Origin of the sequence: Mannheimia indoligenes (assembly GCF_036880405.1) — a bacterium.
GTDB classification, from domain to species: domain Bacteria; phylum Pseudomonadota; class Gammaproteobacteria; order Enterobacterales; family Pasteurellaceae; genus Mannheimia; species Mannheimia indoligenes.
The window spans coordinates 81,883-103,155 of sequence record NZ_JBAJJM010000012.1 but is presented as its reverse complement, the minus strand read 5'-3'; the positions used below and the strand labels follow the sequence as shown (position 1 = coordinate 103,155).

18 protein-coding genes are annotated in these 21,273 nt (G+C 41.3%); 8 read left to right on the top strand and 10 right to left on the bottom strand.

All coding sequences use genetic code 11. The features are described from left to right. Positions 1 to 195: 195 nt before the first annotated feature. Together lsrR and lsrK are read left to right on the top strand one after the other, a co-directional pair. Positions 196 to 1,155, top strand: a complete 960-nt coding sequence (gene lsrR / locus V6W77_RS09155; protein WP_334254456.1) for a transcriptional regulator LsrR — start codon at positions 196 to 198, stop codon at positions 1,153 to 1,155. A gap of 53 nt (positions 1,156 to 1,208) precedes the next feature. Beyond that, the gene (gene lsrK, locus V6W77_RS09150) at positions 1,209 to 2,762 is read left to right on the top strand and encodes an autoinducer-2 kinase (protein ID WP_334254487.1); all 1,554 of its coding nucleotides are present in this window, start codon (positions 1,209 to 1,211) and stop codon (positions 2,760 to 2,762) included. Between the two features lie 53 nt (positions 2,763 to 2,815). Here lsrK and V6W77_RS09145 read toward each other — a convergent pair whose 3' ends face one another. From V6W77_RS09145 to V6W77_RS09125, 5 genes are all read right to left on the bottom strand, one after another. After that, entirely contained in the window at positions 2,816 to 3,949 is a 1,134-nt protein-coding gene (locus V6W77_RS09145; protein WP_334254455.1) for a Gfo/Idh/MocA family protein, read from the bottom strand. 81 nt (positions 3,950 to 4,030) lie between these two features. Beyond that, entirely contained in the window at positions 4,031 to 5,059 is a 1,029-nt protein-coding gene (locus V6W77_RS09140) for an ABC transporter permease (RefSeq protein ID WP_334235522.1), read from the bottom strand. Between the two features lie 11 nt (positions 5,060 to 5,070). Beyond that, the gene (locus V6W77_RS09135; protein WP_334254454.1) at positions 5,071 to 6,615 is read right to left on the bottom strand and encodes a sugar ABC transporter ATP-binding protein; all 1,545 of its coding nucleotides are present in this window, start codon (positions 6,613 to 6,615) and stop codon (positions 5,071 to 5,073) included. A 51-nt stretch (positions 6,616 to 6,666) separates the two neighbouring features. Continuing rightward, a complete protein-coding gene (locus tag V6W77_RS09130) occupies positions 6,667 to 7,605 on the bottom strand; it encodes a sugar ABC transporter substrate-binding protein (RefSeq protein WP_334254453.1) in 939 nt (312 codons plus the stop codon). A gap of 300 nt (positions 7,606 to 7,905) precedes the next feature. Continuing rightward, entirely contained in the window at positions 7,906 to 9,420 is a 1,515-nt protein-coding gene (locus V6W77_RS09125; protein ID WP_334254452.1) for a CoA-acylating methylmalonate-semialdehyde dehydrogenase, read from the bottom strand. Positions 9,421 to 9,637: 217 nt separating this feature from the next. Here V6W77_RS09125 and iolB point away from each other — a divergent pair, with 217 nt between their 5' ends. Continuing rightward, the gene (iolB, locus tag V6W77_RS09120; RefSeq protein ID WP_334254451.1) at positions 9,638 to 10,456 is read left to right on the top strand and encodes a 5-deoxy-glucuronate isomerase; all 819 of its coding nucleotides are present in this window, start codon (positions 9,638 to 9,640) and stop codon (positions 10,454 to 10,456) included. Between the two features lie 65 nt (positions 10,457 to 10,521). Here the strand turns inward: iolB and V6W77_RS09115 are convergent, their stop codons facing one another. After that, positions 10,522 to 11,967, bottom strand: a complete 1,446-nt coding sequence (locus V6W77_RS09115) for an NAD-dependent succinate-semialdehyde dehydrogenase (RefSeq protein WP_334254450.1) — start codon at positions 11,965 to 11,967, stop codon at positions 10,522 to 10,524. A gap of 156 nt (positions 11,968 to 12,123) precedes the next feature. Then, a complete protein-coding gene (locus tag V6W77_RS09110; protein WP_334254449.1) occupies positions 12,124 to 13,473 on the bottom strand; it encodes a GntP family permease in 1,350 nt (449 codons plus the stop codon). Positions 13,474 to 13,661: 188 nt separating this feature from the next. On the opposite strand from V6W77_RS09110, the gene V6W77_RS09105 reads away from it, so the two are divergent. Then, positions 13,662 to 14,183: a gluconokinase gene (locus V6W77_RS09105; RefSeq protein ID WP_334254448.1), complete on the top strand. Its 522-nt coding sequence runs from the start codon at positions 13,662 to 13,664 to the stop codon at positions 14,181 to 14,183. 28 nt (positions 14,184 to 14,211) lie between these two features. Here V6W77_RS09105 and gntR read toward each other — a convergent pair whose 3' ends face one another. Then, positions 14,212 to 15,207, bottom strand: a complete 996-nt coding sequence (gene gntR, locus V6W77_RS09100; RefSeq protein WP_334254447.1) for a gluconate operon transcriptional repressor GntR — start codon at positions 15,205 to 15,207, stop codon at positions 14,212 to 14,214. A 159-nt stretch (positions 15,208 to 15,366) separates the two neighbouring features. On the opposite strand from gntR, the gene V6W77_RS09095 reads away from it, so the two are divergent. Further along, on the top strand, positions 15,367 to 15,906 hold the full coding sequence (locus V6W77_RS09095) for an RBBP9/YdeN family alpha/beta hydrolase (RefSeq protein ID WP_334254446.1): 540 nt from the start codon (positions 15,367 to 15,369) through the stop codon (positions 15,904 to 15,906). A gap of 41 nt (positions 15,907 to 15,947) precedes the next feature. On the opposite strand, the gene dapF is transcribed toward V6W77_RS09095, so the two are convergent. After that, entirely contained in the window at positions 15,948 to 16,772 is an 825-nt protein-coding gene (gene dapF / locus V6W77_RS09090) for a diaminopimelate epimerase (protein WP_025235116.1), read from the bottom strand. A 148-nt stretch (positions 16,773 to 16,920) separates the two neighbouring features. On the opposite strand from dapF, the gene V6W77_RS09085 reads away from it, so the two are divergent. Further along, a complete protein-coding gene (locus V6W77_RS09085) occupies positions 16,921 to 18,243 on the top strand; it encodes an anaerobic C4-dicarboxylate transporter (protein ID WP_334254445.1) in 1,323 nt (440 codons plus the stop codon). Between the two features lie 59 nt (positions 18,244 to 18,302). Here V6W77_RS09085 and V6W77_RS09080 read toward each other — a convergent pair whose 3' ends face one another. Continuing rightward, a complete protein-coding gene (locus V6W77_RS09080; protein WP_334254444.1) occupies positions 18,303 to 18,668 on the bottom strand; it encodes a CrcB family protein in 366 nt (121 codons plus the stop codon). 195 nt (positions 18,669 to 18,863) lie between these two features. Here V6W77_RS09080 and V6W77_RS09075 point away from each other — a divergent pair, with 195 nt between their 5' ends. Both V6W77_RS09075 and glpK read left to right on the top strand, forming a co-directional pair. Continuing rightward, positions 18,864 to 19,649 carry an MIP/aquaporin family protein gene (locus tag V6W77_RS09075; protein ID WP_188157048.1) on the top strand — a complete coding sequence of 262 codons (786 nt, stop codon included), beginning with the start codon at positions 18,864 to 18,866 and terminating at the stop codon, positions 19,647 to 19,649. A 3-nt stretch (positions 19,650 to 19,652) separates the two neighbouring features. After that, entirely contained in the window at positions 19,653 to 21,164 is a 1,512-nt protein-coding gene (glpK, locus tag V6W77_RS09070; RefSeq protein ID WP_334254443.1) for a glycerol kinase GlpK, read from the top strand. The last annotated feature ends 109 nt before the right edge of the window (positions 21,165 to 21,273 follow it).

Sequence of the window (21,273 nt, the reverse complement as noted above, 5' to 3'; positions counted from 1 at the left end):
AAATGAATAAATAAATAATCACTTGTTCCGAATCATAAAGTAAAAAATATACTTTGTTTGTGATCAACTTCACATTTTTGAGAATTTTCTGCCATTTTTTCAGCGTTAAATGTAAAATGTGATCGAATTCACATTTTATAAATAGAACATTTGATTTAAATAAAAATCAGATGAATAATAAAAATAGGATCAAAAATGATAAATCTAGATAATCACTATGAAGCCGGCTTTAACGAGGAAGAGCTGTTAGCACGCATTGCGTGGTTCTACTACCACGATAATTTGACACAAAATGAAATTGGTGAAAAATTAGGCTTGCCACGTTTAAAAGTGTCACGCCTACTGGAAAAAGGTCGGCAAATCGGCTTAATCAAAGTTCAGATCAACTCTCGTTATAAAGGGTGCTTGGAACTGGAAGAAGCCTTAAAACAGCGATTTCATTTACAACATATTCGTGTGTTACCAGAGTTACAGAATTATGAGGTCAATGCCCGCTTGGGTGTCGGAGCTTCTCAAATGCTGATAGGATTACTTAAACCGAAACAAGTTCTCTCTTTTGGGTTTGGCGACACCGTGATGCATACGGTTAAACACTGCAATGATTTTATTAAACAAAACCAGATTAAATTAATCACATTAACCGGCGGAGTTGGGCCTTATATGCAAAGTATTGGACAGCTTGATAGCAGCTGTTCCGTCAGCATTATTCCTGCCCCTTTACGTGCATCTTCACCTGAAGCCGCACAACTATTCCAAAAAGAGGGGTATGTACGAGATATTATGTTAGCAGCCAGTATGGCTGATGTTGCTGTTGTGGGTATCGGCTCTACTGTTCAGAAAACACGTTCTACTTTGCTTCAAACGGGTTATATCATCAATGAAAAACAACTGGATGAATTTCGCCAAAAAGGAGCTGTAGGAGATATTTTAGGCTATTTCTTACAAGAAAACGGCAATATCCAACCGGATATGCCGATTCACGAAGAGTTAATCAGCGTTTCTTTAGACAATCTCAAGCGAATACCCACTATTATTGGTGTTGCCGGTGGTGAAGATAAGGTTGAGGCAATTATTGCCGCACTTTTAGGACAGCATATCAATTCATTAGTCACAGAGGAAAAAACCGCACGCACTATTTTAGCTAAAGTAGTGTAACGATTTTCCTCAGATAATCGGAGGAAAACAAAATGCAATTATCTCGTTATTTAATGGCATTAGATGCAGGAACAGGTAGTATTCGAGCAGTAATTTTTGACCTAGAGGGCAATCAGATCGCTGCCTCACAGCAAGAATGGACTCACACAACCGAGCAGAATATTCCTGGCTCTATGAATTTTGATCTGCAAACCAACTGGCAACTCGCCTGTTTATGTATTCAAGAAGTATTAGCAGAGTCTCAAATTAGTGCAACACAGATTGCAGCAATATCAACTTGCTCGATGCGTGAAGGCATTGTGTTATACGATGCCGATAAAAAACCTATTTGGGCCTGTGGTAATGTAGATGCAAGAGCTGTAGAAGAAGTCGTCCAATTAAAAGCACTTAATCACGCCCAATTCGAAAAACAGGTCTATCACGCCTCAGGCCAAACTCTGGCGTTAAGTGCCATACCCCGCTTACTTTGGCTAGCACACCATCAACCAGAACTTTATGCCAAAGTCTGTTCTATGTCTATGATTAGCGATTGGCTGGGCTTTATGCTCAGTGGTGAATTAGCCGTTGAGCCGTCAAACGCTGGCACAACCGGTATAATAAACCTAAAAACCCGAAAATGGGATCATGCCTTACTCGAAATAGCCGGGCTTAATCCTTCTATTTTGCCGCAAGTAAAAGAAACAGGTGAAATACTCGGTCAAGTAACTGCCTCTTCTGCACAACAAACAGGGTTAGCCGCTGGTACTCCTGTTATTGTTGGAGGAGGTGATGTGCAATTAGGCTGTATCGGATTGGGGATTACAGAACCAAGTCAAGCCGCCATTATTGGTGGAACATTCTGGCAACAAGTGGTCAATTTACCGCAAGCAATGACTGATCCCGATATGAATATACGGGTTAATCCCCACGTAATTGCACCAATGGTACAAGCCGAATCTATCAGTTTCTTCACTGGATTAACTATGCGTTGGTTTAGAGATGCTTTCTGTGAGGAGGAAAAAGCTGTTGCCCATCGCCTAGGTATTGATACTTATACGTTACTAGAACAGATGGCAGAAAAAGTACCTGTAGGTTCAAATGACATCATTCCTGTATTCTCTGATGCGATGCATTTCAAATCTTGGTATCACGCTGCACCATCATTCATCAACCTTTCTATTGATCCTGAAAAATGTAATAAATCGGTACTATTTAGAGCATTACAGGAAAATGCAGCCATTGTTTCATCGTGTAATCTAGATCAAGTCCAACAATTTAGCAAAGTGAAACTATCTAGTATTGTCTTTGCCGGTGGCGGCTCAAAAGGAAAATTATGGAGCCAAATTTTAGCTGATGTAACTGGATTAACTGTCAATATACCTGTTGTAAAAGAAGCAACTGCTCTCGGTTGTGCAATTGCTGCCGGTGTTGGTGTGGGTATTTACTCATCACTAAATGAAGCAGGTAAAAAATTAGTAAAATTCGAACGCCAACATCAACCAAATCAAGCCAATCATCTGTTTTATCAAAAACATAAAGAAAAATGGCAGGATATTTATCAACAACAACTCACATTAGTTGATAAAGGATTAACCAAGTCATTATGGAAAGCACCGGGTATCAAATAAAACCTAATCCTAATAAAAATAGCGTAAACCTAATGAGATTTACGCTATTTTTATTAAATTTCTTCCACCTCTACCCACCGTTCCTCTTCCGCTGATTTCGCAATGGCTTCCAACACACGGGAGATTTTATAGCCTTCTTCAAAATCAGGGAACATTCGATCATCGGCAGCGATGCCATTGATGAGATCACGAATTTCCACCGCTTTTTGATCGTTGAAACCAATGCCGTGTCCTGCACTCACGCAGAAAGCAGCATAATCGGGGTGTTCTGGTCCGACGAGAATGGTTTTGAAGCCTTGGCGAGGTTTGTCGTCATCGTGCAGGTAGAGTTTCAGTTCCGCCATTCGTTCTTGGGTGTAGCTGAGCGAGCCTTTGGTTCCCGTAACCACATAGGTGAGCCCCATTTTACGTCCGCAGGCGATGCGGGAACTTTCAATCGTACCCATAACGCCGTTGGCAAAACGGACGATGGCGGTGGCTTGGTCTTCGTTTTCAACCTTCACTTTTTCCGCCAAATTGTGTGGATTTGGGCGTTCGGTGATCACGGTTTGCATATCGCCGACCACGCTCACAATCTCTTCGCCGACTAAATAGTGAGCCATACTCACGATGTGTGCCGCCAAGTCGCCTAGCGTACCTAAACCGGCTTTGGCTTTGTAACAGTGCCAGTCAATTGGCGTGTTTGGGTTGGCTAGATAGTCTTCGTTGTGTGTACCGTAGAAATGTACCACCTCGCCGATTTCGCCGTTTTGGATAATTTGACGAGCCAGTTGTGAAGTCGGATTTTTCATATAGTTAAAGCCAACTAAGGTTTTTACCCCTGCTTTTTGTGCCGCTTCCACCATCTCTTTAGCATCCGCCGCAGTCAGTGCCAACGGTTTTTCGGAATAGACGTGCTTGCCGTGTTTAATCGCTTCAAGTGCAATTTCTTTGTGCAAGAAATTTGGGGTACAGATATCAACCACATCGACATTTCGATCAGCTACTAGTTTTCGCCAATCGTCCGTGGCTCGGTTAAAACCAAATTCTTGGGCTTTCTGTTCAGCAAGTGCTTGGTTAATTTCGGCAAGGTATTCGAGTTGAAGTTTTCCTTTAAGTGGGAAAAGGGTTGGAGCTTGTGCATAGGCAATGGCGTGGCAACGACCGATATATCCTGTACCCACTAAGCCAATTTTGACAGTTTTCATTCTAATTTCCTCTAACAAGCGGTTGTTTTTCGCTAATTTTTTGCAAAATAAAGGCGGACATAAGTCCGCCTTATAAATTATCTATAACGCTCCTCTTCGGCTCTTCGCATAAGTATCAAAGGCTACAGCGAGGATAATGATAATACCCATAATAATTTGTTGATAGTAAGCTGAGACATCCATCAATACTAAGCCGTTAATCAACACCCCCATAATAATCGAACCGATGATTGTGCCTGTAATGCGTCCGTAACCACCCATTAAGGAAGTACCACCGATAACTACCGAGGCAATGACACGTAATTCAAACGATACACCGGCAACGGATTCCGCACTACCTAAACGAGCGGAGAGAATAAAACCGGCTAAACCTGCTAATGCACCAATAACAACATAAACACTCACTAACGTACGATTGATATTTACCCCTGCAAGACGAGCTGCTTCTGGGTTACCACCAACTGAGTACACATAGCGTCCCCAGCGAGTTTTGTGCAGGGCGAAGTAACCAATAATCGCTACTACTGCAAAAATCACAACAGGAACAGGCACACCGAGAATATCTCCACGTCCCCACCAGCGGTAGCCTTCATCAAAACCAGCAATTGGTGATCCGTTATTCAGTACTAAAGTTACACCACGCCAAATTGTCATACCACCTAATGTGATAATAAATGGAGGTAACTTAAGTTTAGTTACACCTAAACCGTGTAGCCAACCGATAAAAGTACCTAGAGCCAAACAGATACCTAAGCCAATCAACCAGCTCATTCCACCCCACGCACCGGGTTCAACAGTAACCGTATTATCGCCCTTAATAATATAAGCAGCGAACATCGCGGTAACTGCCAAAATTGAACCTACAGAGAGATCGATCCCCGCGGTTAAAATGACGAAGGTCATACCTACAGCCATAATGCCAAAAATCGATACTTCGGTTAAGACATTATAGATATTCCGTTGAGATAGGAATGCACTGTTTTGTGAAGTGAAGAAAATCACTAATAAAATCAAGAAAATCAGAACCCCGAAGCGTTCAAAGAAGGCGATAAAATCAATTTTGCCTTTGTCATCGACCATTCCTAGATTTTTTAAAAATTGTGTTGCCATACAAACCTCTCTTACACTGTGTGCTCACGCTGAACACCAACAGCCATCATTGACATTAATTTTTCTTCGGTCGCATCATCGCCGTGAATCTCACCCGTTACCCGTCCTTCAGAAAGAGTAATAATACGGTCTGAAATTGCCATAATTTCCGGCAAGTCAGACGAAATCACTAAAACCGCCACACCTTGTTTTGCCATATCAAATAAAACTTGGTGAACTTCTGATTTCGCCCCCACATCAATACCGCGTGTTGGTTCATCAACAATTAGTACTTTGGGATTTAATGCCATACAACGTGCCAAAATCACTTTTTGCTGATTACCACCTGATAATTTGCGAGCTTCTAGCTCGCTACTTGCCATTTTAATTCTTAGTGCTTGGCGATAAGTTTCGATTAAATCATCTTCTTTTTGATTATCGACGAACAGATTACCTTTAAGCAATTTACCTAAAATCGGCAACGTCATATTGGTTTTAATCGGTAAGCCCAGTACTAAACCTTCTTTCTTACGGTCTTCCGGTACTAATGCTACACCTTTTTCTAACGCATCCAATGGAGATGTTGCCGCATAAGGTTTACCATCTAAGCTGATTTCATCAGCGGTATAGTTTTCGACACCAAACAAACAGCGAGCAATTTCGGTACGACCTGCACCTACTAAGCCTGCAATTCCTAAAATTTCGCCTTCGTGAATATTAAATGACACGCCGTGCAATGCAATGCCGTGAGGATCAAGTGCTGGCTTTTCACGATGTAAATTTTTTACTGCTAAACGTACAGGACGATGGGTATGATGAGTTTCCTCAGCCGGGCGACGAGTAAAAGCAACTTCACGCCCCACCATCATTCTAATGATGTCATCAACTGTTACATTTTTCACTTCACCTTCGCCAGAATAACGACCGTCTTGGAAAACGGTAAACCGATCACATAACGCAAATACTTCATTTAGGCGGTGGGTAACATAGATAACACTCACACCACGACTTTTGAGATCTCTTACAATTTGATGAAGCTTTTCAACTTCTTTATCACTTAATGCTGCAGACGGTTCATCCATAATGATTAATTTCGCGTTTAAGGTCATTGCTCTGGCAATCTCCACCATCTGTTGTTGAGCAACACTTAAACGGGAAACTTGGGTATCAGGTTTAATGTTTAAGCCAAGATTATCCAGCACTATTTGTGCTTCATCATTCACTGCTTTTTCATTGACAAACAAGCCATTGACAGGCTCTCTGCCCAAGAAAAAATTTTCTGCTACTGTCATATTTGGCAGTAAATTGAATTCTTGATAAATGGTAACAATGCCTTTAAGTTGGCGATCAAAAGGTGAGTCATTTAAATTGAGTTTTTCGCCGTTAAAAATAATCTCACCGCTCGTTTGAGGCTGAGCACCTGAAAGAGCTTTCAATAATGTAGATTTCCCCGCACCATTTTCCCCAAGTAGGGCGTGAACCTCGCCTTTTTCTACCGTGAGTTTTACTCCGTTAAGAGCCATTATGCCAGAGAAGCTTTTGGTAAGATCTTTAACTTCAAGTAAAGGAGTGGACATACAACCTCCGTAAGAAAAACCTCCCTGCCTCTACAGGGAGGTAATAAAATATTATTCACTGATTTCCGCAAAGCGTTCCGCTTCTTGCAAGTTATCTTTAAGAATAATTTTTGGTGGATAATCTGCACCCGTTACTTCTTTACTATCACGAATATTACCAACTACTTGCTCTAATGCAGAACTAACCGCAAAACTTGGACGTTGGTCAGCCGTTAAATATAACCAACCATCTTTCACACGAGCTAGAGCTTCCGGTGTAGAATCAAAGCCTGTTACTAAAATATCTCCAGCTTTTAAGCCTTGACTGCGTAATGCTTCAATCGCACCTAACGCCATATCATCGTTTGCAGAAATAATTACATCCGGTCTTTCTTTCAGGGTTGGTAGTACGCTTTCAATAATGCGTAAACCTTCCGAACGTAACCAGTTACCTGTTTGATCGACTACGATTTTGTATTTATCTCCACCGGCAGATAATTCATCACGAATACCTTTAGTACGCTCAATATTTGACGTTGAACCCGGCTGACCGGTTAACAAAATAATTTTTGCACCGTCCGGATATTTCGCTTTGATTGCTTTCGCTACTTCTTGACCACCGGTGTAGTTATTTGCACCAAAGTGCGGAACCGGTTTGCTGCTTTCAACTTTACGATCTAATGTCGCTGCAGGAATTTTCTCTTGAATAATTTCTTCCACCGCACCTGAAATTGCATTCACATCATTTGGAGAAATAATGATACCTTTTGCCCCACGCGTAATCGCATTTTCTAAGTCCGAAGCCTGTTTGGTTGATGAACTCTGCCCATCTAACACTTGCAATTTAATCTCTAACTTCTTACTGGTTTCCACCGCTACTTTTTGTAGCTGAACCTCAAATGGGCTAGATAGGTTTGGTAAGCTAAATACAACAAGTTCATCTTTCGCAAAGCTGTTCATTGCTAAGCCTAACGTTAAAGCACTTAATGCAAATTTAATACGCTTTTTCATACAAAATCCTCTTGTGAGATTAGAATTAACGGCATAATTGCCAGTACCGCTTCAAACTACGAAGGAGAAATGAAGTCTTATTTCAAATATAAAAAAATGAAATAAATTTTTCAAAAAGAAATATAACATTCTAAATTTACCTCTCCAAACACTTTGTTTCAAATTTGTTACTCAGATCACATTTTTAAGAGAAAATAATAGGAATAAAAACAAGCGGTCAAAATTAGAGAATTTTTTACAAAAATAAAAAAGCGGTGATTTCTCACCGCTAAACAATCAAAAAAGGAAGAATATTTATAATTATAATGTTGGGAAGTTAAATGCTGCTTGACTACGAACAGCACTATCCGGCCAACGGGTTGTAATTGTTTTCATACGGGTATAGAAACGTACACCATCTGTACCATAAACATTTAATGGTCCAAAAATAGAGGCTTTCCAGCCACCAAAGCAGTGGAATGCCATTGGTACTGGGATTGGAATATTCACGCCAACCATACCGGCTTGGACATCTTGGGTAAATTGACGAGCTGAATCACCGTCTGCAGTGAAGATCGCACTACCGTTGCCGTACTGGTGGCTGTTGATAATCGCTATACCTTCGGCATAATCTTTCACACGTACTACTGATAACACAGGTCCGAAAATCTCATCTTTCCAGATCGTCATCTCAGGGGTGACATTATCAAATAATGTTCCACCAACAAAATAACCATTTTCGTATCCTGAGGCTTTATATCCACGACCATCAACACAAAGTTTTGCACCTTGCTCTACACCCTGATCGATATAACTTTCGATTTTTGCTTTATGCTCTTTGGAAATGACCGGTCCCATATCGTTTTCAGTTTCACCTTCTGGCAATAAGCCTGCACCGATTTTCAATGCTTTTACTTTTGGAATCAGCTCTTCAACAATTTTGTCAGCTAGCTCATCACCTACAACTACTGCTACAGACAATGCCATACAACGCTCACCTGCCGCACCGAATGCTGCACCGAGTAAGGCGTTCACTGTGCCCTGTACATCCGCATCCGGCATAATCAATGCGTGGTTTTTCGCACCACCCAAGGCTTGAACACGTTTACCGTTCGCTGAGCCTTTCTCATAAATATATTGAGCAATCGGCGTTGAACCCACAAAGCTGACCGCTTGAATGCGTGGATCGGTTAAAAGAATATCCACCGCTTCTTTATCACCTTGTACCACGTTAAACACACCGTCCGGCAAGCCTGCTTCTTTTAATAATTCTGCTAAACGAATAGATACACTAGGATCTTTTTCAGATGGTTTTAAAACAAAAGTATTGCCACAAGCAAGTGCAACCGGGAACATCCACATTGGCACCATTGCCGGGAAGTTAAATGGCGTAATACCTGCTACAACCCCTAATGGCTGTTGAATAGAGTGAATATCAATGCCACGCCCTGCATTGGCAGAAAATTCACCTTTTTGTAAGTGCGGAATACCCGTTGCAAACTCAACCACCTCTAAACCACGCGTTAATTCGCCAATTGCATCTGAATAGACTTTTCCGTGTTCAGAACTTATAAGACGAGCTAACTCTTCAAAGTTTACTTCTAGTAACTCTTTGAATTTAAATAAAATTCTAGCACGGCGAAGTGGTGATTGTTGCGACCAACTCTTGAATGCCTCATCCGCAGCGGCAATAGCAGAATCCACTTCAGTAGCGGTACTTAATTTCACTTTTTTTGTTTCTTCACCGGTTGCCGGGTTAAATACAGAAGTAATACGTTGGCTCTGGCTTTCAACTGCCGTACCATTAATAAAGTTTTGCACAAATTGTTGGCTCATCGAAAACTCCTTATTAGATTATAAATCGAGAATAGACAAAAGATATTCCATAAACTACTCCCAAAAATAGAAAATATCAATACAAAAATAATAAAAATGAAAAATTTATTTCATTTTTGTGATCTTGATAACAACTTTGAAGATTACTTATCCCCAAAAACAACTATCTAGGCTATAGTAGGAGCTATCAATATTACGTACATACACAGGAGATATTATGAGTTTTTTACTTTCTAAACCACAGGTTCAGCCAAGTGGTTTAATTCAAGACATCACACCACAAAATGCTAACTGGGAATATGTTGGCTTTGCCGTTTATCAGCTGGATAATCAATCTATTACCTTAGAGAGTGGAGAAAATGAACTCTGCCTCGTTTTTGTTGCAGGAAAAGGATCTGTATTTGTCGATGAGCATCGTTTTGAAAATATCGGTAATCGTTCGAATCCATTTGAAAAAATCCCACCTTATTCCGTCTATATTCCGCCACACAAGCAAGTGAAAGTGGAAACAAGCGGTCAATTAGAACTTGCGGTTTGCAAAGCACCAAGTCAGGGGAACTATCCTGTACGACTGATTAGCCCAGAAGATGTCGGGGTTGAAAAACGAGGTTTCGGCAATAATCAACGCTTAGTACATAATATTCTGCCAGAAACAGAACCTGCAGATAGCTTATTAGTTGTAGAAGTATTTACTGATGAAGGCAATACCAGTTCTTACCCAAGCCATAAACACGATGACAAAAATTCCGAACAAGAAACCTATTTAGAAGAGACTTATTACCATCGCTTCGATCCACCACAAGGTTTTGCTTTACAGCGAGTTTATACCGATGATCGTACCCTAGACGAATGTATGGCAGTTTATGATAAGAACGTGGTAAAAGTACCAAAAGGCTACCACCCTGTTGCCACTATTGCCGGTTATAACAACTATTATCTGAATGTAATGGCAGGCCCTGTTCGCAAGTGGAAATTCACTTGGGAGCAAGATCATTTATGGGTTAATAGTGAAACCTATAAAGAAAAATTTGAATAATACAAGCGGTCATATTTCTGCTATTTTTTGCAAAAAAATCGGGACGCTATTTGCGTCCCGAACTGTTAAATTTTCATACAGAGATATTTCATCTCTAAAAATTCGTCCAGCCCATATTTTGAGCCTTCTCGTCCGATTCCAGACTCTTTGACCCCGCCGAATGGGGCAATTTCGTTGCTAATCAGTCCTTCATTTATACCAACAATGCCGTATTCCAGCTGTTCAGATACCCTCCAAATACGGGAAAGATTTTCACTAAAGAGATAAGAGGCTAAACCGAATTCGGTGTCATTTGCCCATTGAATAACCTCTTCTTCCGTTTCAAATTTGAAAATTGGCGCAAGTGGAGCAAAAGTTTCTTCACGAGCTACCTTCATCTTTTGTGTTACATTTTTCAAAATGGTGGGTTGGAAAAAAGTACCGCCAAGCTCGTGGCGTTTACCGCCCATCACTAACTCCGCACCAAGAGAAAGAGCATTTTCAATATGATCTTCCACTTTTTCAAGAGCTCGTTTGCTAATTAATGCCCCCATTGTCACATCGGGTTCAGTTGGTGCTCCGAGTTTAATTTGCTCGACTTTTTGTTGGAATTTTGCAAGAAATTGCTCATAAATACCCGCTTGCACATAAATGCGGTTAGCACAAACACAGGTTTGTCCTGCATTGCGGAATTTTGAGGCAAACACGCCTTCAACCGCTTTATCTAAATCTGCATCGTCAAACACGATTGCCGGGGCATTACCACCTAATTCTAAGGCTAATTTTTTAACGGTGCTTGCCGATTGTTCCATCAAAATCTTACCCACACGCGTTGAGCCTGTGAAAGTGACTTTTCTTACGTTTGGATTAGTGGTTAATTCCTTGCCAATATCTTCTGATTTCTCCGCAGTAACAATGTTAAACACTCCTGCTGGAATTCCTGCCTGCTCAGCTAATTTTGCTAAAGCGATAGCTGAAAGTGGCGTTTCTGCCGCAGGTTTAAAAATAATCGTACAGCCGGCTGCTAGTGCTGGAGCGGCTTTGCGGGTAATCATTGCACTAGGAAAATTCCAAGGGGTAATCGCGGCTACTACACCAATAGGTTGTTTGATAACCATTAAACGATGATCAGGCTTATCTTGTGGCAACACATCACCATAAATTCGTTTGCACTCTTCCGCATAAAATTCAACAAAACTTGCTCCATAGGTAATTTCATTACGGCTTTCAGTAATCGGTTTTCCTTGTTCCAAACTCAAAATTTGAGCCAGCTCTTCTTTATTCTGAATGATGAGATCAAACCATTTGCGTAAAATCGTTGATCTTTCTTTTGGTAATAATGCCTGCCATTTTTTCTGTGCGATAACTGCTTTTTCAATCGCTAAACGGGCTTCTTCCGCCTCTAAATCTGCAACCTTACCGATTAATTCACCATTAGTTGGATTAGTAACGTCAAAGGTTCTCTTACCTTCGACAAACTCCCCGTTAATATAGGCTCTGAAGTCCAGTAAAGAAAATTGGGTGTTTGGCATAATCACTCCTGTTAAATGATTAAAAATAGAACGGAACGTCTATAATCTACTCCAATTAAAGGGAAAATTCCAATAGTTATATAAAAAAACAAGCGGTCGATTTTCCTATCTATTTTGCAAAATTCTGAAGAAAATCGACCGCTTGTAAGAGTTAAATTAGAGTAACCAGCTACCAATTAATGCACAGGCGAAACCGGTTAAACCAATTGACGTTTCAAGCATTGTCCAAGTTTTCAGTGTGGTTTTTTCGTCCATTTCTAGGAAGCGGCTGATAAGCCAGAAGCCTGAGTCGTTCACGTGAGAAAGCACTGTTGCACCTGAAGCAATTGAGATTACGATAAAGCAAAGGTCAAACTGGCTTAAGTCTGGAGCAGCTGCCACCATTGGTGCAATCAGTGCCGCAGTTGTGGTTAAAGCAACAGTTGCTGAACCCTGTGCGACACGGAACACTGTAGCAATAATAAAGGCTGCAACAACAATCGGCATTCCAGTATCTGCCATCATTTCAGATAATACATCTCCAATACCACTTGCACGCAACACACCACCAAACATACCACCAGCACCCGTTACTAACACGATAGAACAAATTGGGCCAAGTGCGTTGTTACAAATTTTTTCGATTTGGTCGAGACTACGATTATCACGCAGAAGAATAATTGCCACAATCAGGGTAATCAATAATGCTACTGGCGTTTTTCCAATTAAACGTAGGCTTTGCACCCAAAGTTCGTTGCCGTCCACTACTTTCGCAACAGAGAGCGTGTTTAAACCTGTATCAAATAAAATTAAGATAATTGGCAGTAATAGTACTGTTAGCACTTTACCAAAACTCGGTGGATTTTGTACTGCCATTTCATTTGCGGATAAGCCGTTCAAAAATGCTTTTGGCAAATCAACGTGAATACGTTTGCTGATAAATTGGCTGAATATATAAGTACCAATGTACCAAGTTGGAATTGCACAAACTAAACCCACTAATACCAATAAACCCATATTTACGCCAAGTAAATCACCCGAAGCGACTGGACCCGGGTGCGGAGGAAGGAAAGCGTGCATTACCGCAAATGCCCCTGCAGAAGGGAAAGCATAACGCAGAACTGAGCCGCCAAACTGTTTCGCTACGCTGAAAATAATTGGCAACATCACGACTAAACCCGCATCAAAGAAAATCGGGAAACCGAATAGCAATGATGCCACACCCAACGCAAATGGTGCTTTCTCTTTACCGAATTTATTGATAAGCGTGTCTGCCAATACTTTTGCACCCCCCGTGATTTCGAGTAAACGACCAATCATCGCTCCCAAACCTACTAGCAATGCAACAGAAGCAAGCGTACCACCAAAGCCGTTTAATAAGGTTGGCAAGATTTTATCCACAGGAATACCTGCTGCTAATGCCGTGAGTAAACTCACAATAATTAAGGCGACAAAGGCGTGAACCTTAAATTTAATAATTAATACCAGCAATAATAAAATTGCGGCAAACATAATGAAAAGTAACATACTATTTTCTCCACAATGAAATTGTTATCGGTAACATAGCGATAAAAACTAAACTTGTAAATAATTCGTTATTTTTTATTTTAAATTTGTGATCTACTTCAAATTTTGCGTAAATATCAGATGATTTTTCGTTTTAAACTGCTAAATTAAGCTCAAACAAGAGTTACCGATAACATAGGAGCAGACAAATGTCTCAAGGAAAAGCATTTATCTTAATGGGGGTATCCAGCACCGGTAAAACCTCTGTTGGTACGGCTGTTGCACAGAAATTAGGGTTGAAATTGATTGATGGGGACGATCTTCACCCTCGTGCGAATATAGTGAAAATGGCAAGTGGTACACCGCTAAATGATGATGACCGCCGACCTTGGTTAGAGCGGATTAACGATGCCGCTTTCAGCCTAGAACAGAAAAGCGAAAAAGGGATTATTGTCTGCTCGGCATTAAAGAAAAAATATCGTGATCAAATCCGCGGGGGCAATGCCGATGTAAAATTCCTATTCCTAAACGGCTCATTTGAGCTGGTGCTGGAACGAATGAAACAACGCAAAGGACATTTTATGAAACCCGAAATGTTGCAAAGCCAGTTCAATACTCTCGAAATCCCACAAGCAGACGAACCGGATATAATCTTTATTGATATTGACGGCAGTTTTGAAGAAGTAGTGGAGAGATGTGTGGAGGCGGTTAAACCATTGTTAGCAAAATAACACCGTAGGGGAAAATTACAATTTGCCCCTACACACTCTCTCCCAAATGAATCTGATAGCCCAAATTGATAATCGGGCTTTGTTGCGGAATGCCGTGAATGCGGTTGAGCAATTCTTGTGCTGCTACTCTGCCCATTTGTAAGCGAGGGGTAATCACGCTGGCAAGCTGTGGAGTAAGGGACTGCCCAACATCGTGTCCGTGAAAGCCTGCGATTTTGATCTGTTCCGGCACAGCGATGCCCAAACGTTGGCATTCAAATAATGCTCCGATGGCTAAGTCGTCATTGGTGCAGAACACACCGTCTAGCTGTGGTTGTTGAGCTAGAGCTTGGCGGAGTTGTTCTGCTCCGAGCGTAAAAGAGGAATGCTCTTCGGTCGTGATATTCAATGGTGTCAAACTGTGTTTCTGCATCGCCTGCTCGTAGCCCTGCATTTTAAGCTGAGAGCGTTTGTCCATTCTCGCCCCGAAATAGGCGATGTAGCGGCTGCCTCGATTGATCATCGTTTCCACCATTGCTTGTGCTGCAGAAATATTGTCAAATCCGACCGCTTGTTGAATGCTACCTTCGCACTCCATTATCTCAATCACTGGAATACGAGCTACTTCCAGCATTTTTAGCGTGCGGGCAGAATGGTGATTTTCAGAGAGAATAATGCCATCAATATTATAAGAAAGCAGCGATTCAATCCGTTTCTCTTCTTTCTCTTCGCTATAACCGTAGTGAGCAAGCATTGTCTGATAACCTGCCTGGTCGGTAATCTGTTCAATGCCTTTGATCACATCCGCAAATACTTGGTTGGTAAGAGAGGGAACAAGCACGCCTATCGCCCTACTTTTGGCGTTCGAAAGAATATCAGGGGCACGATTAGGAATGTAACCAAACTGCTCAATCGCTTGTGCAATACGTTCTCCCGTCTCTTTCGCTACCATGTTCGGATCTCGCAGAAAACGGCTGACGGTCATTTTGGTAATGCCGAGATGGGAGGCAATATCTTGCAAAGTAGGGCGTTTGTGTTTGGTCATTTAGAATACGTTAAGGGATAAATCAAATATAGTTCATTATAACTGATGTTTAAAATCGAGGATGCAAAATTTTGCAAAAAACAACCGCTTGTTTCCCCCTAATTTTCTGTCCAAGCTGTGCTACAATCTTTTCAGTTCAATCATAATTAGGAGTGAAAAATGGCACAGGTTTATATCGTACACGGCTATACGGCAAATGCCGATAAGCATTGGTTTCCTTGGTTGGAGCAGCAATTAGGTGAGATTGGGGTGATTTGTGAGCGGCTGAATATGCCTAATTCGGAAAATCCGTCATTAGATGGTTGGTTAAATCATCTTGAGCAAAATGTGGAGTTGAACGATCAAACCATTTTTGTCGGGCATAGTTTAGGTTGTATCGCCATTTTGAATTTTTTAGCCAAAAAATACGCCTCAATTAAAGGGGCGGTATTTGTGTCCGGCTTTTATCAACCGTTAGAAAATTTACCCGAGCTTTCCACTTTTACCAACTATTATGCTATTTTGCCGAGCGTCTCCCATTTTCCAAGCTATGTGGTGAGTGCGTTAGACGATACAGTCGTTAATCATAAATATAGCGACGACCTCGCTCAGCATTTGCAAGCAGACTATATTCGCTTAAATCAAGGAGGGCATTTCTTGGATCGGGAAGGCTTTACCGAATTGCCTATCGTGCTGGAATTAGTGAAGAAATTACTCTAAACAAAAACGGTATCCATGAAAAGATACCGTTTTTTTATACCTTATAACTTAATAAAACCGTCATAGATATGAGTAGCATCGCCGGTCATATAAAGCGGATGCCCTACGCCTTGCCATTCAATAATGAGTGAACCACCCGGCAAATCCACCTGTACTTTATTATCCAACAAGCCTTGCATAATACCGACCGCTACCGTGCCGCACGCCCCGCTGCCACAAGCTTGGGTTTCGCCTGCTCCACGCTCATATACCCGTAATTTGACGTGATTGCGATTCACCACTTGCATAAAGCTGATATTCGCTCGTTCAGGGAAGCGTTCGTGGCTTTCGAGCAAAGGTCCAAGTTCATTCACTGGTGCAGTTTTTACATCATCTACTTGTAGCACACAATGTGGATTACCCATCGACACCACCCCACATAGAACGGTTTGCAAATCAGTGCGTAAAATATAGTTTTTCTCAAATTTATTCGCCGTAAATGGGATTTGTGCAGGTTCCCAAATCGGCTCGCCCATATTCACTCGCACTTTGTCGTCATCTTGCACCGTCAGCACCATTTTGCCTTTTGCGGTGCTAACATAAATATCTTTTTTGCTAGTTAAACCCTTTAAGGTTACAAAACGGGCAAAACATCTCGCCCCATTTCCACATTGTGAAACTTCACTGCCATCGGCATTGAAAATGCGGTAATGAAAGTCCAATTCCGGATCGTAAGGCGGTTCGACTAATAAAAGTTGGTCAAACCCGATTCCGCGATGTCGGTCTGATAAAGTGCGGATCATCTCCTCTGTCAGGTACACATTTTGGGTTACACCATCAACCACCACAAAATCATTACCAAGTCCGTGCATTTTTGAAAATTGCATACTTTTCCTTAAATTTTTTAAAGCTTTTATTGATTTAGATTATAGAGATTACTTTGCTTTATTGATATAGTAGCCGTCGATTAATTTAAGAAGAAATATCAATTTCTTTTGTGATCGATTTCATTTTTTAATATAAAGGAGTCAGATTATGTCTGCTATGTTTATTATCCAATTTGCTATAGTGTTACTGTGCATTTTGGTCGGTGCTCGCGTTGGTGGTATCGGATTAGGGGTATTTGGTGGTTTAGGTTTAGCCATTTTGTCATTTGGCTTTGGCTTAAAACCGGCAGGATTACCGATTGATGTAATGTTTATGATTATGGCGGTAGTTGCAGCAGCGGCTGCAATGCAAGCCGCTGGTGGTTTAGATTATATGATCAAAATCGCCACTCGTATTTTGCGTAAAAATCCAAAACACATTACCTTTATCGCACCACTTGTAACTTGGACATTTACTGTGCTTGCAGGTACAGGACACGTTGCTTACTCTGTATTACCTGTAATCGCTGAGGTAAGCCGCCATAACGGTATTCGCCCTGAGCGTCCTCTCTCAATGGCGGTAATTGCCTCACAATTTGCGATTGTAGCAAGCCCGATTGCAGCGGCAGTCGTCGCAGTGGTAGCATTCCTTGAACCACAAGGCATTCACTTAGGCGATGTATTAAGTGTAACTATTCCTTCAACATTATTAGGTTTAGGCTTAGCTTGCGTATTTGTGAATAAAATGGGTAAAGAGTTGAAAGACGACCCACACTATCAAAAATTATTGCAAGATCCTGAGTATGTGAAAGCAAACCACATCACCGCAAACCCAACCGAATTACCGTTAAAACCAACTGCAAAATTATCCGTTGGCTTATTCTTATTCGGTGCATTATTAGTGGTTTTAATGGGTGCAATGCCTTCACTTCGCCCTGTGTTTGACGGCAAACCGATGGGTATGGCTCACACCATTGAAATCGTAATGTTAAGCGTAGGTGCATTAATCATTTTACTCTGCAAGCCGGACGGCAATGAAATTACCAAAGGCTCAGTATTCCACGCTGGTATGCGTGCGGTAATTGCGATTTTCGGTATTGCGTGGTTAGGCGATACCTTAATGCAAGGTCATATGGATGAAGTAAAATCTATGGTGTCAGGCTTAGTTGAAACTGCACCTTGGGCATTTGCATTCGCACTATTCGTACTTTCTGTATTAGTAAATAGCCAAGGGGCAACGGTTGCAACTCTATTCCCTGTGGCGATTGCAATCGGTATTCCTGCACCGGTATTAATCGGGGTATTTGTTGCCGTAAACGGCTACTTCTTCATTCCGAACTATGGTCCGATTATTGCTTCAATCGACTTTGATACAACGGGTACAACTCGCATTGGTAAGTTTATTTTCAACCATAGCTTTATGTTACCGGGCTTACTCAGTATGATTTTCAGTATCGGCTTTGGTTTATTACTATCGAATATGTTACTGTAAAAGTTCCACGAAAAACCTCCCGATTGGGAGGTTTTTTATTTGCAAATTTTTCAGCAAATTTAACCGCTTGTAAGACAACGAGTGAGCAAAATGCCACAAATTGTGAGTACAATGCCGCCCACTAAATGCAGGCTTAATACCGTGATAAATTCTCCCCATTTTTCCGCTAATAATTTCTCGCTTAACTCTGCGGAAAAACTTGAAAAGGTGGTGAAACTGCCGAGAAAGCCTGTAATAAATAATAATTTTTGGCTATCGCCTAAATTAAACCCCATCGCAATACCAATCAGAAAGCAACCGGCCCAATTTGCTAACAATGTGCCTAATGCAAGCTGATTAAGTAATGGATTAACCCACACGCCTAATTGCCAACGAGACAATGCCCCAAGTACTGCACCGGTTGAAAGTATAAAAACTGAGTACATATTTTGCCCTAAAAAATGATTTGTAAAATTATACCTAGAAATAGTTGATTTAAAAAAATAATGTGATGGATTTCACAAATTTAAAATTTCCCATTTGCTTAAAAAATGGTGTTTTGGCAATATCAGCTCGAAAATATTTTCATTTTCAAACATTTCTTTATTGGTTTTCAATCATTTCTTCTTAAGGGGAACGTTATGGACAGAACCTTACGCAATGCTTGTATCGGCGAATTTATCGGTACAGCTTTCATTCTCTTCTTTGGTGCCGGCTGCGTAGCGGCTGCACAAGTTGCTGGTGCAAGTTTCGGTTTATGGGAAATTGCAATTGTTTGGGGTATTGGGGTCTCAATGGCAATTTATATTTCTGCCGGGATTTCCGGTGCTCACCTTAACCCAGCTGTAACTATCGCACTCGCTGCATTTTACGGTTTTGAAAAACACAAAATTCTACCCTATATCATCGCTCAAGTAGCAGGTGCTTTCTGCTCTGTTGCACTTATCTATTTTATGTATAGCGATCTCTTTGCAGCAGCCGAAGCAGCTCAAGGGATTGTACGTGGTGAAACTGTTGGTTTTGCCGGTGTGTTCTCAACTTATCCAAACCCAAATATTACATTATTAACGGCATTTATTGTGGAATTTGTGATTACTGCCGTGTTAATGTCTACCATTTTAGCAATCGGTGATGATAAAAACGGCTTACCAAATAAAGCTTTAGCGGCATTGCTCATCGGTTTATTAATCGCTGTTATCGGTGGGGCAACCGGTCCATTAACAGGCTTTGCGATGAACCCGGCTCGTGATTTTGGACCTAAACTCTTTGCTTTCCTTGCAGGTTGGGGCGAAATTGCACTCACCGGCGGTAAAGAAATCCCTTATTTCATTATTCCAATTGTTGCTCCAATCTGCGGTGCGTTATTCGGTGCTTGGGGCTATAAAAATCTTATTCACAAAAACCTTCCGGCAAATATTCAGGAGTAATCTATGGACAAACAATATATCATCGCCCTTGATCAAGGCACAACAAGCTCCCGTGCGGTATTACTAGATAAAAATGCCAATGTTGTTGAAGTGGCACAACGTGAATTTACCCAAATTTATCCACAAGCTGGTTGGGTAGAACATAACCCGATGGAAATTTGGGCTACCCAAAGTTCGACCTTAAATGAAGTGGTGGCAAAGGCAGGTATTAGCCCTGATAGTATTGCTGCAATTGGTATTACTAACCAGCGTGAAACTACCATTGTGTGGGAAAAAGAGAGCGGTAAACCTGTTTATAATGCGATTGTATGGCAATGCCGCCGTACCTCTGATATTACCGATAAATTAAAATCAGACGGACACGAAGAGTATATTCGTAAAACCACAGGCTTAGTTGTCGATCCATACTTCTCCGGCACAAAAGTAAAATGGATTTTAGATAACGTAGAAGGAGCAAGAGAAAAAGCAGAACGAGGTGAGTTATTATTTGGTACGGTCGATACTTGGCTGGTATGGAAATTAACTCAAGGGCGTGTGCATATTACCGATTACACCAATGCTTCTCGTACGATGTTATTTAACATTCACACCAAGCAGTGGGACGATAAGATGCTGGAATTACTGAATATTCCACGATCAATGTTACCGGAAGTGAAAAATTCCTCTGAAATTTACGGCAAAACCAATATCGGCGGACAAGGCGGTGTGCGTATTCCAATTGCAGGTATCGCAGGCGACCAACAAGCGGCTCTTTATGGTCATTTATGTGTTAAGGAAGGACAAGCGAAAAATACCTACGGCACAGGCTGTTTTATGCTGATGCACACAGGTAATACTGCGATTCAGTCCGAAAACGGCTTATTAACCACCATTGCTTGTAATGCGAAAGGCGAGCCTGAATATGCGTTAGAAGGTTCTGTCTTTATTGCGGGAGCCTCCATTCAATGGTTGCGTGATGAGCTGAAAATTGTTCACGACAGTTTCGATAGCGAATATTTTGCAACGAAAGAAGATAGCTCAAACGGCGTTTACGTTGTACCGGCATTTACCGGCTTAGGTGCACCATATTGGGATCCGTATGCACGAGGCTCAATTTTCGGTTTAACTCGTGGGGCAAACCGCAATCATATCGTGCGTGCAACTTTGGAATCTATCGCTTACCAAACTCGAGATGTGTTAGAAGCAATGCAGTCTGATTCAAAAGCGAAACTGCAAGCATTGCGTGTTGATGGCGGTGCGACAGCAAACAACTTCTTAATGCAATTCCAAGCAGATATTTTAGACACCAAAGTTGAGCGTCCAAAAGTGAAAGAAGTTACTGCGTTAGGAGCTGCTTATCTTGCCGGTATTGCCGTTGGTTTCTGGAAAGATTTGGAGGAGCTAAAAGATAAAGCAGAAATTGAACGAACCTTCACACCGGATGGCGACCAAGAAAAACGAGCTAAACGCTATAAAGGCTGGAAAAAAGCGGTTCGCCGTTCATTAGAATGGGCGAAAGAAGACGCTGAAGAGTAATTTCCAACTTAAACTAAACAGAAAGGGAGTATCGGCAACTATACTCCCTTTTAAGATCTTTTAGTTATATCACATAGTCATTTTGATTTGTTGTAGAAGAATGTTTTAT